Origin of the sequence: Trichocoleus sp. DQ-A2, assembly GCF_039961915.1 — a bacterium.
Taxonomy (GTDB): Bacteria; Cyanobacteriota; Cyanobacteriia; order Cyanobacteriales; family FACHB-T130; genus FACHB-T130.
Map to the genome: position 1 here is coordinate 152,026 of NZ_JAMPKD010000006.1, position 14,812 is coordinate 166,837.

The following is a 14,812-nucleotide window of genomic DNA, read 5'->3' on the forward strand; positions in this document are numbered from 1 at the left end:
AGATATTTTTATGACGAGCATAAACAAATCTAAAATTTCAGGCGAAGAATATATATCAAAAGACCGGCTCATTAGCTACTATAACCAGGCACGTCTTATCAGAGGTTTAGGACAGCAAGTTAACAACATCCTTGAAATCGGGATTTTTAATTCACTTTTTACAGAAATGCTCAAGCGGGGTGGATACAACGTCACAACCGCTGATTTTGACGTAGAATTAAAGCCGGACATGGTTCTGGATCTAGCAAGTGATTTTACACTGCCAGAAGATAAATTCGATGTGATCGCTATCTTTCAAGTATTAGAGCATATCCCTTATGAGGATGCAGAAAAAGCCCTCAAAAAGCTGGCAGATGCAACTAAAAAGTTTTTAGTAATTTCAGTTCCCTATAGAAGTAGATTTTTGTCAATTCAATTTAAATTTTCTTTGTCATTAAGACCCAAGTATTTTTTTGTTCGGATTCCACTCTTCTGGAGTCAAAAGCCTTTGACTGATGAACACCACTGGGAGATGGGACTCAAAGGCTATCCGAAAAAACGTCTAGTTAACTCAATTGAAAAAGCGGGTTTTATTATTAAGAGGGAATTTATCGATCCTTTAAACCCCTATCACTACTTTTTCGTACTGGGAAAAAACAAATAATTAGCATTCTAGGTGGGGGTTGAGCGATCGCGCCTATTTACAATTTCCTTTACTAAACTAGAAAGTAGGGAAATCCGCATCTCGATGGGTGGGAATCCCATAGGGTTAAGCAGCCCTGCCCTCTACTCAGAACGAACAGCGATCGCTCACAATCAATATTTAAGATACTCCAAGCAAGCGAATTAGAGATTCCTAACTATGCTGGAACAAGGCACAATCACAATTCATACCGAGAATATTTTCCCAATTATCAAGAAATCTCTTTACACAGACCACGAGATATTCTTGCGGGAACTGGTTTCAAACGCCGTGGATGCCATCCAGAAACTCAAGATGGTTTCCTTCGCAGGCGAATTCACTGGCGAACTGGGCGAACCAGAAATTAAAATTGCAATTGACAAAGACAAAAAAACCCTCTCCATCTCGGATAACGGTATCGGCATGACCGCAGAGGAGGTCAAGAAATACATCAATCAAGTTGCCTTCTCTAGCGCCGAAGAATTTATCCAAAAGTACAAAGCCAACGCAGATCAACAGATTATTGGTCACTTCGGTCTTGGCTTCTACTCCTCCTTCATGGTGGCCCAAAAAGTCGAGATTGATACCCTCTCTTACCAGCAAGGAGCTTCTGCCGTCCACTGGTCTTGTGATGGTTCACCCGTATTTCAGTTAGAAGACTCACCAAAAACTGAACGCGGCACCACCATCACCCTCACACTTCAGGATGAGGAGCTGGAATACCTGGAACCAATGCGGATTCGGCAGTTGGTAAAAACTTACTGCGACTTCATGCCAGTAGCTATCCAACTGGACGGGGAGACAATTAACCGGCAAAAGGCACCTTGGAAGGAATCGCCCCAAAACCTGACCAAAGAAGATTATCTAGAATTCTACCGCTACCTCTACCCTTTCCAAGAAGAGCCGCTGCTGTGGGTGCATCTTAACACTGACTATCCCTTCATCCTGAATGGGATTCTTTACTTCCCGAAGCTCAAGCCGGATGTGGACACCACCAAAGGGCAAATTAAGCTGTTCTGTAATCAAGTATTTGTCAGCGACCACTGCGAAGAAGTTATTCCCAAGTTCCTGCTGCCGCTGCGAGGCGTCATTGATAGCACTGACATCCCCTTGAATGTCTCCCGCAGTTCCTTAACCAACGACCGGACAGTTCGGAGAATTGCCGATTACATTGCCAAGAAAGTAGGCGATCGCCTGAAAGAACTTTACCGTGAAAATCGCGACGAGTACATCCGCTGCTGGCAAGACGTAGGCACTTTCGTCAAATTTGGCTCCCTCAACGACGACAAATTCAAAAAGCAAGTCGAAGACATCCTGATTTATCGCACCACTGCGAACCTTACACCTGCGGCTCCAGAAACTCCCCAACCCGATATCCCATCTGTTGAAGTGCAATCTCAAGAGGGCGATGTCTGGCAAGAAGTGACCCCAAGTCAAACCTCGGCTTCTTCACCTCTCAGCCCTCAGTCCGAAGCCCTCGCCACTAACTACACCACCCTCAAAGAGTACCTGGAACGGAATAAAGACCGCCACGAAAATCGAGTTTTTTACTGCACCGATGAAGTCTCCCAGGCGACCTACGTAGGACTACACAAAAACCAAGGTCTAGAAGTCCTGTTTATGGACTCCTTCATAGACTCCCACTTCATCAGCTTCCTAGAGCATGAACATCCGAATGTTAAGTTCTCCCGCGTAGACTCTGACCTCGACCAAACCCTGCTTGACCAGGATAAAGCAGGAGAAATTGTTGACCCCAAAACTAACAAAACTCGCTCAGAACACATCAAAGAGTTATTCCAGAAAGCCCTCAACAAGCCCAAGCTGAACATCCGCACCGAGGCGCTAAAGTCAGATGACCCGCAGGGAACTCCACCAGCAATGGTACTTTTGCCAGAAGTTCTGCGGCGTCTACGGGAGATGAACGCGCTGATGCAGCAGCAAAACGTTGAATTTCCTGAAGAACACACCTTAGTGGTAAATACCGCGCACCCGCTGATTCAAAATCTAGTTCAGTTAAGCCAAGGCAGTATTATCCAAGGTGAGGGTCAATCACCCACCGGCGATTTAGCTAATCTGATGTGCCAGCATATCTATGATTTGGCATTAATGGCTCAGAAAGGATTTGACGCTGAAGGGATGAAATCCTTTGTGGAACGGTCGAATCAAGTGCTAACTCGTCTGACAGCACGCTAGGCGAGTATGGGTGGGCACTGCCCACCTAAGCAATAGCTTGGGTACAATCTAAAAGCTATATCTAAATAACGACCGAAAATCTGGAGACTAGACTATGTCGCGCAAATGTCAGCTGACCGGCAAAAAGGCGAATAATGCCTATGCAGTTTCTCACTCTCACCGGCGTACCAAAAAGCTACAGGAAGCAAATCTGCAATGGAAGCGAGTTTGGTGGCCTCAAGGGAATCGCTGGGTGAAGCTAAGGCTTTCTACGAAGGCAATCAAGACTCTAGAGCTAAAGGGTCTGCAAACGATGGCTAAAGAAGCGGGAATTAACCTGAATCACTATTAGTACACACTATTAGTACAGCCTCTAGAGAATCCCTGAGTGCTTATGGCTTCTAGTAGAGCACGTTGCCTGCGATGTCTCTACACTTTGTTATTTATGTGCTGCCTGATACCCCACTTCATGGTGCGTGTTGGGCAGTTTCTTTATTTTTTTACTAGAGGTGATAGGTTTTGCACAACATCTGGGTATCTTAACTACAGTAAATCTACCCCGATTTTTTGTTAAGTTGTGTTGAAGCTAAACGCTATGTTTGCAAAGATGGTTTATAGAGACTCTTAAATCTATCCCTTGGGGGAAGCGCACATCTAGCCTTTATGCCAGAATACGGAACCGACATTTCTACTCCGGAAAGGTACTGAAAAATTTAACAAGCCATTAAACAGCCGTTAAACATCTGAGTGCGTAGTTTCCCGGTTGCCCGCCAGAAATTGGGTTGTTAAGACAGAGGAGAAATGTCGAACTATAAATTTTTGATGAAGCTTCCCCTCACCTCATAAAAAGCGAAATTTTAGGCGATTAGCCTTTTCTGATCCCTTTCGACGCCAGTTCTTAATTTTTTAAGTTTTAAACTCTTCATTCCACCCATCTCTCACCTTTGACAGGAAAGCAGCCATGTCATCCCGCAACAAGTTAGTTAAAGCTATCCAGAATCTTTTCCGGCAAATGATGCAGCTAGGAAGAGCTATTACCAAAACGCTCATGAACTGGCTTTTGCGGAGCTTAATGGTTATCGGTCGAGGCTCAAAGCTTGCCAAGTCTGGATTTATCTTGCCAACGGTGACAATGGTAATCCTAGTTGTCATCTTGCTGACGACAGCGATGGTGTTCCGGTCGTTCGATCGTTCCAAAAATGCCAGTAACGTGAGGGTGAATCAGGCAGTGCTGGCAGCAGCAACCCCCGCCCTTGACCGAGCCAAAGCAAAGATATCCGCTTTACTGGCAGACCCGACGCTGCCACGGTCAACACCAACAGATTTTGCCTTAAATCAGGCAATTTTTGGGAGCCTCAATAAGTATACTTTGGGCGATGAGACGCAGCTGCTGGTTCAATATGACATTAATGGAAACAACACGATTGAAAAGGCAACCAACCTGCCATTAGACAATAACGAAAGTACAACCACTGCTTGGAGATTTCCGGTTGATACCGATAACAATGGCAAGTTTGATAGCTATACCCTCTATGGTATTTACTTCAGGACTCCCAATCCGAGTGTAAGACCCAAAAGAACTCCTATCGAGGCGAGAACTGCGCCGATGGATGACAGCGCCGCCAATCCGGCCTGTGCTGCTGCACAAGGCAGCTTCGCTGGTTTGGTGGGAGGCACGGGTTGGTATAAAACCGGGTCTCTTTTAAAGAAAAGCTTCTATGTCTTTGCGGCAACTGTTCCATTTACCACTAATGCTAATAAGCCAGCTAACCCTCAGATTTTCCCGCCAGGTAGCAACAAAGGATTTTCTGCTATAGAGTACCAGCAAGACCGGGCGCAGATTCCCCTGAATAACAATGCTGTTGTGTATGAAGATGACCTAGAGATTACTCCAGGATCTGGGCTTAAAATAAATGGGCGCATCCAGACCAACAGCAACTTGATAACTGGCAAAGCGGGTAGTGGAGATGTTGAGTACTACCAGGTCAGTAGCCTCAAATCTTGTTTCTACCAAGAGGAAAACGGCAAAATTACTGTTGGCGGTAATTTGCTGGTTGGGAGTACAAATGGCGCTAGTGTTAGCGCAGTAAAGGTGGATCGGTACCAGAAAAACAGTGCCGATCGTCAAGACTTAACAACGACGACTAATACAGTCAGTAACACGCCCAATCAAGCAGCTTATAACAGCCAAGCGTATGCTAATCGAATAAATGTTTTAGTCCAAAAATGGACATCTGCGAATCCGACCGATTTTACCAACGATCCAGATGATGTTAAAAAGCAAATTCCAACGAGTGCCTCGGTAGAAAAACAACAAGAGGTTCGCCTAAGCGCGCTAGAGAAATACTTTAGAGATCGTATGCGTCGCGTTCCTTATGCGGAAGATACCAGTGGTGATAACGCTAAAACATATTTTCCGGGAAGTAGTGGAAACACGCTGCGACCACCGGATGAATGGGTACATCCAGCCAATCCAACAAGTGGAGCGAGTAATAATAGTCTGACACTGGTGACGAATCAGCCACCGGCAACAGAACCGACAGAACAGGCAAAAGGTAAAGTTGGGGAAAAATATTTAGGCGATCGCATCCTCGTTGGTAATGGTCTCCCTGCTAAGTGGTGGGACAGCACAGCAAACAAGTTTCAGGGAGATAAAGGACAGCAACCAGTTAAACCTAATGCAGACTGGAATTATTCCCCTGACCCCAGTAAGAAAGCACGCTACCGCAACACCCAAGTATTTCCTTTATCAGATTTAGGGAATACAGATCGGGATGGCTTCTGGGAACAACAAGCTGCTCTAGCCCCTAACCAACCACTTGAGGCAGTAGGGGGTCTCCGAGTCGTCACGGGTGCTGGAGTTTACACAGGTTATCACATCGGTCCAAATGAGCAAATAACACCTGGCAATGCTAGCGCGTCCTTCCTACCAGCGCCACCAACTGTTCTCGATGTACCCTCAACGGCTACTGTAAACGAGTCACTGTTTACACCCGTCTGGCCTGACTCAATGCCAATGTGGGAAGACACACGACGAGAGGGTATTCCTGACCTTCCTATCCCTAGCGGTGATAGAAGAGGGGATTTAGTGATGCGAGCTACGGCAGTTTATCACTATAAAGGCAGCTCTGCTAACACCCTTACACAGCGTCAAACGCCGATTGCCTGTGTCAGCAGCTACTACGATCCCAGCACTAGCGTAACGGCTAGGAACCAATCTACTCTGGCAGCAGCTTTTGCTGGCCCACCAGGGGTTACTGGCACTGTCCGAGGCAGATCTAACAACGGCATCAGCTACGATGCAGCACCAGTCGCAGCTGCATTGCCTACTACTTCAGCACCGCCAAACGGTACTACTGGTTTATTTCCCTATACAGCACCAGCATTCCAAGGAGCGGGAGCAGAGAATCCAGCAAATATTGGTGTTTCTGTATTGGATCGGCTCTACTATCAAGCCAACCTGATCTTCCCTAACGGGCGGTTTGTGAATGAGCCACTCCGCAATGCGCTGACAAGCCTAGCCGCTAATGGTGCAGCAGCTCTCACCCTCGCACAGCAATCTACTATTGATTCCACCATTTGTGCTTTAAAAATTGCTGACGGAACTCTGACTCGTAATGCCACCGTTATCCCCGATGGAAGCATCTACGAAACAACTTTTTTGGACGCCAGAGAGATTAAAGCAATTGATCGAGATAATAATCCGGCTGACGATGCTACTGGCGGTTTAGCAACCTTTAGAGCCATCAATCCCACCAATGTATCTACACTGACCGGGAATTATGACCTCGGCATTGAAGAGCGTCAGCCTCTAGAGATTCGCGTCACGGCATTGGATTTAAATAAGCTGCGACAAACTACAATCGGTACCGCGGCAACAAATACTCCCTCAACGGAGTATTTGTTGCCAGACAGCGGCATTATCTATGCCACTCGTGAAGACGCTCTGCTGGATCTGAGCGAACCTCTACCTACAACGGGTACCGAAGCCCAAAAAATGTCAGCGCAAAAGAGCAAAAGCCCGGTTGACTTTAAGCTTGACCCTACCCGACGACCTAGCGGGATTATGTTAGTCAACGGCAGCATCCTAGCTCGTGGAGCCGCGACTCCCACTAATGCCTACACTTTGGTCACGCCTCCAGGGGCAGAAAAGGGTCTGATTTTAGCCACTAACTTGCCAGCTTATGTCAAAGCTGATGTTAAAGGCTTTAACCTGCACCAAACATCAGGGGGAACACGCCTGGAAGAGTTTCAGGAACAACTGGCAACGGATCCTACCTATACCAAGGACGTTTTCTATAATCGTGCAACTCCTGAATACAACTTTGCCTGCCGCAATGGACAGCCAGGGCTTAGCTGTACAGGTGGTGACTTCTGGCGACCCGCAACAGTGCTTGCAGATTCCGTCACCCTCCTTTCTGACAGTTTTAGATTCGGTTTCCGCAATGAGGGAGACTATGACCTGAGAAATAACCAGGGAAACCTAGATTCGATAACTAAGCGAAAAGAGAGGGGCTTCTGGAACAACAACTTTGTCACCAACGGTCTTAGCAGTGGCATCAGTGTCGATGTTGGCGGCATCAAAACGCCTACAGATGCTGACTACATCAGCAACACTCCTTCTACTAATTACGTCCCCAGTTCTTACTTCAACAACTTCGTCACGCCCATTCAACGGCGAGGGCAGTTCTCAGAGTATGTCATGGAAATCTGCCGGAAACTGCCTGTTTCCGAATGTGGACCAGCCGATTGGGTAATTGGTACATTAGCAAATCCTAACTTGAGTGCCAAAGATGCAGGCTTGATCGGTACGGATGTGAGCCAACTTTTATCGGGCACTACCGCTACACCTGCTCCAGGTTACGATGCTAACGGCGATAGTACGATATCGCCAGAAGAAAAAACAGCGGAGCAACGCTATCCCCGCCGGGTCGCTTTCCAACGGAATCCTAGCAATTTGCTGGTACTAAATGCTGATAAACCAGTGCCCTTAGGAATCGATAGCGCCACGGGAAAAGTTAAAGCTTATCCGTACAGCACTTTTAGCAGCAGCAACCGGCCTCGGACGCGACCCAATGCTCTGTTGTATCGAACAACCTCTAACACTACAGATCCCAGCAGCGCTACCCCTGGTGATTGGAGTTACAGTGACACTAAGCCGCTGTTTTACCGAACCCAAAACACTGTACCATTCGCTGCCAACGATCCGGTGTTAGTTGGAACGTCCCCTCTGGAACATCCCCTCTTAGTGCCTGTGTTGCAATTTCATCTCCCGAATCAAACAGCGGGTGCAAATCCTGATACTGCTAGTCCTGCATACATTAAAAACAACACACTCTGGCTGCACAGACCTAGTACTGATACGACTTTCAACCTGGTGGTTGCGGGAGGAGATAGCCCGCTCAACGGTTTAAAGAGTGAATCCAATGGAGGTTTGCAAAACTTTGTGCGATTCATGGAGAACTGGTATCAGGTTCCTGCGCGAATCAGCGGTTCATTCATCCAGTTTAAGCACAGTGCCCAGGCAACAGCCCCGTTCCAAGGTGTGCAAGGTTCAACGCTGCCTTCTAGTCCTTTTGGCTACACAAAGTTGTACAGCAGTGAAATCAATACCATTGGTAGCAGTGGAGGTGGCACAGCCTTCTATGTAGAACCTTTCCGGTACTGGGGTTTTGATGTAGCGTTGCTGTCTCAGTTGCCTGACAGGTTCTCCCAACAGTTCACCAGAGAGTCGCCTGGATCGCCAAACGAATTCTATCGGGAAGTGGGCAGGGATGACGAGTGGATGAAAACGTTACTGTGTGCTAAAGAATTGGCAAATCCTACTACCTTCGCCATCGACATTGACCAACGCCCGCCCGGTACTTTCTGCACAGCCAAGACAGGCGGTTGATTTCGGCAAACCGTAAGCAAGACATTCTACCGAATCTAGCAAAACCCAAATAGTTCAGGTCAGATCCAGCCATGATAAAACCCAAACAACAGCAACCGATATCCCAGTCTAGTCAGGGTGGTTTCACAATCATTGAATCCTTGCTGGCAATTATCGTGGTGACTATTTTAATGGTAGGGTTAGCACCCGTTATTGTCCTCTCAGTAGCAACACGGGTGCAAGCAAAGCGGGTAGAACGGGGAACCGAGGCGGCACGAGCCTACATTGATGGTATCCGGTCTGGGGCGATCAACAGCACCACTACAGGTTTCCCCGTTCACACATCTAGCGCTTTTGGTCAGTTTGCTCCTCCCACGAGTCCGACTGGTTTGTATTGCGTCGATCTCGATGGGGGTGGCTGTAGTAGCAACCAAGACCTATTGATTCAAGCTTTCCGAGATGGAGTGGCAGCTAAGCCTGAGAATGGTTACAGGTTAGGGATTCGAGTTTACAGAGCAGACGCCTTTTCCGAGGCAGGCACACTCAAGACAATGGGATCGTCAGATCCGGCAACTCAGGGTAAAGCTCAAACTTTTACTGGGGGGCTAGGCGATCGCAAAGCTCCCCAGTTTGAAACGACTACAGAGATTGCTGGCAGTGACACCTCACTGAAAACTTTGTGCGATCGCATTAAAGTTAACAACCCTAGTAATCCTAGTTCTAGTTGCTCCTAGCACTGTTAGCTTAGGTTGCTAAATACTTGTGAATAAAGGGAAAACTCTAGCATCATGAATCAACTGAAATTTCTGTTAACCAGTCAGCTCAAACGTTCCCCTCTGGCTCAGAAGAATAGCGGCTTTACCCTCATCGAACTTCTAGTAGCTATAATCCTGGCTGCCTTGGTCATTGCGCCTTTGTTAGGGTTTATGGTTAACATTCTAGATAACGATCGCAAAGAACAAGCAAAGTCTGCTTCAGAGCAAGAGATTAAAGACGCCCTTGATTACATTTCACAAGATTTAGCACAAGCAGTCTATGTTTACGATAACGATGGCTTGAAAAATAATTCAACGACCAACCCAGCTACTTCTGGCATTAAAAATCAAATTCCACCTTTTGCTACAGGTTCTACAGAAGTGGGTTGCAATCCGGCAACGACTGAGTGCGTACCGATTCTTGTCTTATGGAAGCGGTCGGCAAAACCAAAAGCCATACCAACTATTACTGGAGCTACCTGCCCACCACCCCCACCCCCTGCAGTTGACAACTGTAACGATGGCAGTGTTTATTCACTTGTTGCCTATTACCTAATCAAAGACATTACCCCTAGCAATACTTGGTCTAAAGCTGCTCGAATTGGTAGATTTGAAATTAGCGATGAAGTCAGGAATCCTAATAATCCAGCTGTTTACATTACACAGCCAAAGCCGGGTTTTAAGATGTTTGACCTAAAAGCAGCAAGTAGTCTTAACTTGGCAATGAACTCGTGGACGAACTCAGGCGCTTACACTGCAAACAGCCCTAAAATTCAAGTATTGGTCGATTATATTGATAAAAGTACAGTTGGTCTAACACCTAGTTGTCCGAATCCATCAGGAGCAACCCCGAATCCACAACAGGTTCCGACTACTTTAACGGGTGCCTTCTATGCTTGCATAAACTCTGATCCAAGCCAGCTTTCAACCCAAGTGTTTATCAGAGGGAATGCTTTGGCGCGAACGATTAATCCTTCTGATGAGCCTCTTCCTTACTCTTCTAACAGGTCAATTTATTATCCAAGCGCAAGCATCCAAGTGAAGGGGCGTGGTTTTCTATATAGTAAATAACCCCAACAAGTAAAAAGCCATTAAATAGGGTAAAAAAATATGGGAAATTTAGATGTGTTAAAAAAATTACAGATATGGAAGCGATCGCGCTATCAATCTGCTGCTGGATTCACCATGATCGAGTTGCTGGTAGTAATTATAATCATCGGAGTATTAAGCGCGATCGCCGCTCCTGGTTGGCTTGCTTTTACCAATCGGCAACGAGTCAATGCCGTTAATGATGCAGCCTTAAATGCCCTCCGAGAAGCCCAACGAGAAGCTAAAAGGACAAAACTTAGCTACAGTGTGAGCTTTCAAACTCCCGCTGGTCAACGACCAAAAGTTGTTGTTTATCCTGGTACTACTGCTCCTGCTTCTACTGACCCTCAATGGAGGACTTTAGCAGAGAATCAAGACATCAAGCCCGGTCAAGTTGAAGTTACTCCTAGTGCAAACACATTCACGTTTGATTATCAAGGCATTGTCAACCAAAACCAAATTCCGTATAAAATCATAACATCTCTACCAAATACAACTGTCAAACGGTGTGTCAAGGTGACAACTCTTTTAGGCGCAATTCAAACTGGAAAAGATGCGGCTGAATGTAATTAGTTAGCAGATTAAACGGCTCTTAAAAATTGGTGAATATTGGGATTGCAAAAGACGTATCCAAAGATGAACCTTGAGAGATTACATGCGTCTTTTCTGTATCTAGCCATAGCTCATGCCTAGGAAGCTGTTAAATTGCTCCAACGGTGGGTTTATTCATATAGAAAGTTGAGTCGTAAATTTAATAATAATTGGGATGTTGAGCGCGATCGCTATTGGAAAAAATACTGACTACAACCAATAGCCAATTGCAAAAATCAGCGAGGATACGGAACTCAAAAGACACATCAAACAAGGAAACTTGAGAAATTGGGTGTGTCTTTTTAGTATCTAGCTAATGCGTAAAAAGTTATCTAATTGCTCCAGCGGTGGATTCACGCTGATAGAGAGTTTAGTCGTAATTTTAATCATCGGGATTTTGAGCGCGATCGCAGCCCCTAGTTGGTTAGGATTTCTCAATGCCCAACGTCTCAGAGTCGCCCAAGACCAAGTTTACCGAGCGATGCGAGAAGCCCAAAGCAACGCTAAGCGTGACAAAGTTGCTTGGGAAGCCAGTTTTCAAGAACAAAATGGGGTCGTTCAGTGGGCAGTCAATCGTGCCGGTATTAACCCTAGCCCCGGACAATGGCAGAATTTTGAGCAAAATATTCAAATAGACGCTCCTAATACCACCTTAGCTTCACAGTCATTAGGTAGCCCGCGCCGAGTCCGGTTTGACTATAGAGGTTGCGTAATCATGAATCCGCAAGAGAACTTATATCTGGCAAGGGTAACGCTGAACATTAAGAATGGTGGGGAAGTCAAACGGTGTGTATTTGTTTCCACCCTTCTGGGAGCGATGCGAACAGCGCAAGATAAAAGTTGCAAAGTGTAATCTGTGCGATCGCTATTCTCGCTTGGTAATCAGGAATGCGATCGCATTGAGATTCTTGTTCCCAGAACGGTTGTCTGGGAACAAGAAACCCGACTATCCCTGAGACAACCAAGACTGCATCGCGGTTGCTGTCTTCTGCCGGTCAAGCTTCAAAACCAGCACTCCTAGTGGCGGCAAACACAAGTCTAGCGAATAAGGACGAGTGTGGAACGACCACTCATCTGTCCACTTACCGCCTAAATTGCCCATGTTACTTCCCCCGTACTCACGGGCATCGCTGTTAAACAGTTCGGTATAGAATCCGGGTTCGGGGACACCTACACGGTAGTGACTATGCGGCTGAGGAGTAAAATTGCACACTGTGATAATAAACTCCTCCGAATCTTTCGCCCTGCGGATAAACGCGACCACGCTATGACGGTTGTCGCTGCAATCAATCCACTCAAAGCCTTCTTGAGCAAAATCCTGAGTAAAAAGAGCCGATTCGCTGCGGTAGACATGGTTGAGTTCACTCATAAACCGCTTCAGTTTTTGATGCGACTCATGCTGCAACAAATGCCACTCCAAGTCACCCCAGACATTCCACTCACTCCACTGCCCAAACTCCATGCTCATAAACAGAGTCTTCTTACCAGGGTGAGTGAACATAAAGGCGAATAAGCAGCGAGCATTCGCGAACTTCTGCCACTCATCCCCCGGCATCTTGCCAATGATATTACTCTTGCCGTGGACTATCTCATCGTGAGATAGCGCCAGCATGAAGTTCTCGCTGTGGTTGTACCACATACTGAAAGTAATATTGTTCTGGTGGAACTGGCGGAACCAGGGGTCCAAGTGGAAATAGTCCAGCATGTCGTGCATCCAGCCCATGTTCCACTTCAAATTAAAGCCCAGTCCTCCTACGTAGGTAGGCCAAGACACCATAGGCCAAGAAGTTGACTCTTCTGCAATCGACAGGGTGCCAGGGTAATAGCTGAAAATCGTATGATTTGCCTGACGCAGAAAATCAGCTGCCTCAATGTTTTCTCTGCCGCCGTACTGGTTAGGCAACCATTCCCCAGGCTCACGGCAATAGTCTAAGTAAAGCATCGACGCCACAGCATCCACACGAATTCCATCAATGTGGTACTTGTCAAACCAGAACAGGGCGTTGGCAACCAGGAAGTTCCGCACTTCATTGCGATTGTAGTTAAATACTAGAGTCCCCCACTCTTTATGTTCGCCTTTGCGGGGGTCGGCGTGTTCGTAAAGGTGGGTGCCATCAAAGAAAGCGAGACCGTGACCATCTTTGGGGAAGTGACCCGGAACCCAGTCCACTAGCACCCCAATTTCGTTCTGGTGGCACTGGTCAATCAAATACATGAAGTCCTCAGGTGTCCCATAACGGGAAGTACAGGCATAATACCCAGTTACCTGATAACCCCAAGAGCCATCATAAGGATGCTCAGCAATTGGCAATAATTCAATATGAGTAAATCCCAGCTCTTTAACGTAAGGAATTAACCGTTCTGCCAGTTCCCGGTAGGTGAGGAAACGCGCTCCTGGTTTGTAGTCAGAGACGACTACCACTGGCTCTGTCTCTCCATTGGACAACCGTGGCGGTTCAGCAGAGGAAGCGTGCAGCCAAGACCCTAGATGAACTTCATAGACAGAGATAGGATGGGTGAGCGGGTCGGTGTGGCGGCGCTTTTCCATCCAATCTTGGTCATTCCATTGGTAGGAATCTAAGTCAGTGACAATCGATGCTGTTTTAGGACGCACTTCATGCTGGAAGCCGTAGGGATCGGATTTTTCGTAAATGTGACCGTCGGCGTTTTTGATTTCATATTTATAGTGTTCCCCAACGCCCAAACCTGGGATGAACATTTCCCAAATGCCGGTGGAACCTTTACGCATTTGATGTTTGCGACCATCCCAGTTATTAAAATCCCCCAAGACAGAAGCGTTGCGGGCATTGGGTGCCCAAACTGCAAAATAAACTCCTGTTACCCCATCAATTTCCGTTGCATGGGCACCTAGTTTCTCGTAGATGCGATGATGATTCCCTTCTGCAAACAGGTGTAGGTCAAACTCTGTCAGGTGGGGAGAACGGAAGGCGTAGGGGTCGTAGATAACACGCTCGTGTTCCCCTTCTTGAATCCGCAGCTGATAGTTTGCCAGTTTTGGCATCTCAATGGTGCATTCAAAAAAATGAGGGTGATGCACTGCTTGCATGGGATATTCTGTCCGTTCTTGGGGGCAAACTACCCACGCGGCGTTGGCATTGGGTAGATAGGCTCGCACTGCCCAGACGGTTTTGCCATTTTGCTGAATGGGATGGGCACCCAGGATTTCAAATGGGTCTTGATGTTGATTCCAAACAATCCGCTCAATCTGTTCGGGGGCGATGGTCATGGACATAAACCTATTTATCTAAAGGTCTTGAATGAATGGGTTCTCGATAGGGCTTTTTGGACGCGCACGTGTGTTGCGATCGCCCGTATCGTTGGCTTAAGGCGATCGCGTAGCGTCTGCCCTAAGCCTGAAAGTCTTCCCGTCAGGTAGGGCTATAGCAGCTAGCGGTTGAAGAACGAGCATCTCCCTCTGGTTAACAGCACTTTAATATTTATATACATTTTTTGTTTTTTGTATATTTTGTCATCGGTAGCAGGACACAGTTGTTTCTTCTACTTAGGACAATGTCAATAAAAGTGCATCGTCATCTAGCGTGAAACTGGCTGTTTTTAGAGTTATTGAAATTTACGTCTTCATCTGAGTATTGAGTTAAGAGTCGGAGCAAGCAAGTAGGTATAGCAAACAAAGGCAGATTTTCAAGTGGG

General features: G+C 46.7%; 9 protein-coding genes. 8 read left to right on the plus strand and 1 reads right to left on the minus strand.

Going from position 1 to position 14,812, the window contains the following annotated elements:
- Positions 1–10: 10 nt before the first annotated feature.
- The 8 genes from NC997_RS07665 to NC997_RS07700 all read left to right on the plus strand — a co-directional run bounded on the left by NC997_RS07665 (position 11) and on the right by NC997_RS07700 (position 11,993).
- Entirely contained in the window at positions 11–643 is a 633-nt protein-coding gene (locus NC997_RS07665) for a class I SAM-dependent methyltransferase (RefSeq protein WP_190530313.1), read from the plus strand.
- A gap of 198 nt (positions 644–841) precedes the next feature.
- Positions 842–2,854: a molecular chaperone HtpG gene (htpG, locus tag NC997_RS07670; RefSeq protein ID WP_190530315.1), complete on the plus strand. Its 2,013-nt coding sequence runs from the start codon at positions 842–844 to the stop codon at positions 2,852–2,854.
- A gap of 94 nt (positions 2,855–2,948) precedes the next feature.
- Positions 2,949–3,185, plus strand: coding sequence for a 50S ribosomal protein L28 (gene rpmB, locus NC997_RS07675; RefSeq protein ID WP_190410643.1), 237 nt, complete (start codon positions 2,949–2,951; stop codon positions 3,183–3,185).
- 609 nt (positions 3,186–3,794) lie between these two features.
- The gene (gene hpsA / locus NC997_RS07680; RefSeq protein ID WP_190530317.1) at positions 3,795–8,726 is read left to right on the plus strand and encodes a hormogonium polysaccharide biosynthesis protein HpsA; all 4,932 of its coding nucleotides are present in this window, start codon (positions 3,795–3,797) and stop codon (positions 8,724–8,726) included.
- A 71-nt stretch (positions 8,727–8,797) separates the two neighbouring features.
- Positions 8,798–9,439, plus strand: a complete 642-nt coding sequence (locus NC997_RS07685; RefSeq protein ID WP_190530319.1) for a type II secretion system GspH family protein — start codon at positions 8,798–8,800, stop codon at positions 9,437–9,439.
- 54 nt (positions 9,440–9,493) lie between these two features.
- The gene (gene hpsC / locus NC997_RS07690) at positions 9,494–10,531 is read left to right on the plus strand and encodes a hormogonium polysaccharide secretion pseudopilin HpsC (protein WP_190530321.1); all 1,038 of its coding nucleotides are present in this window, start codon (positions 9,494–9,496) and stop codon (positions 10,529–10,531) included.
- A 39-nt stretch (positions 10,532–10,570) separates the two neighbouring features.
- Positions 10,571–11,122, plus strand: a complete 552-nt coding sequence (locus NC997_RS07695; RefSeq protein WP_190530323.1) for a prepilin-type N-terminal cleavage/methylation domain-containing protein — start codon at positions 10,571–10,573, stop codon at positions 11,120–11,122.
- Between the two features lie 334 nt (positions 11,123–11,456).
- A complete protein-coding gene (locus tag NC997_RS07700; protein ID WP_190530325.1) occupies positions 11,457–11,993 on the plus strand; it encodes a type II secretion system protein in 537 nt (178 codons plus the stop codon).
- A 93-nt stretch (positions 11,994–12,086) separates the two neighbouring features.
- Here NC997_RS07700 and glgB read toward each other — a convergent pair whose 3' ends face one another.
- Complete coding sequence (glgB, locus tag NC997_RS07705; protein ID WP_190530327.1) at positions 12,087–14,393, minus strand: 1,4-alpha-glucan branching enzyme; 2,307 nt, start codon at positions 14,391–14,393, stop codon at positions 12,087–12,089.
- Positions 14,394–14,812 lie beyond the last annotated feature (419 nt).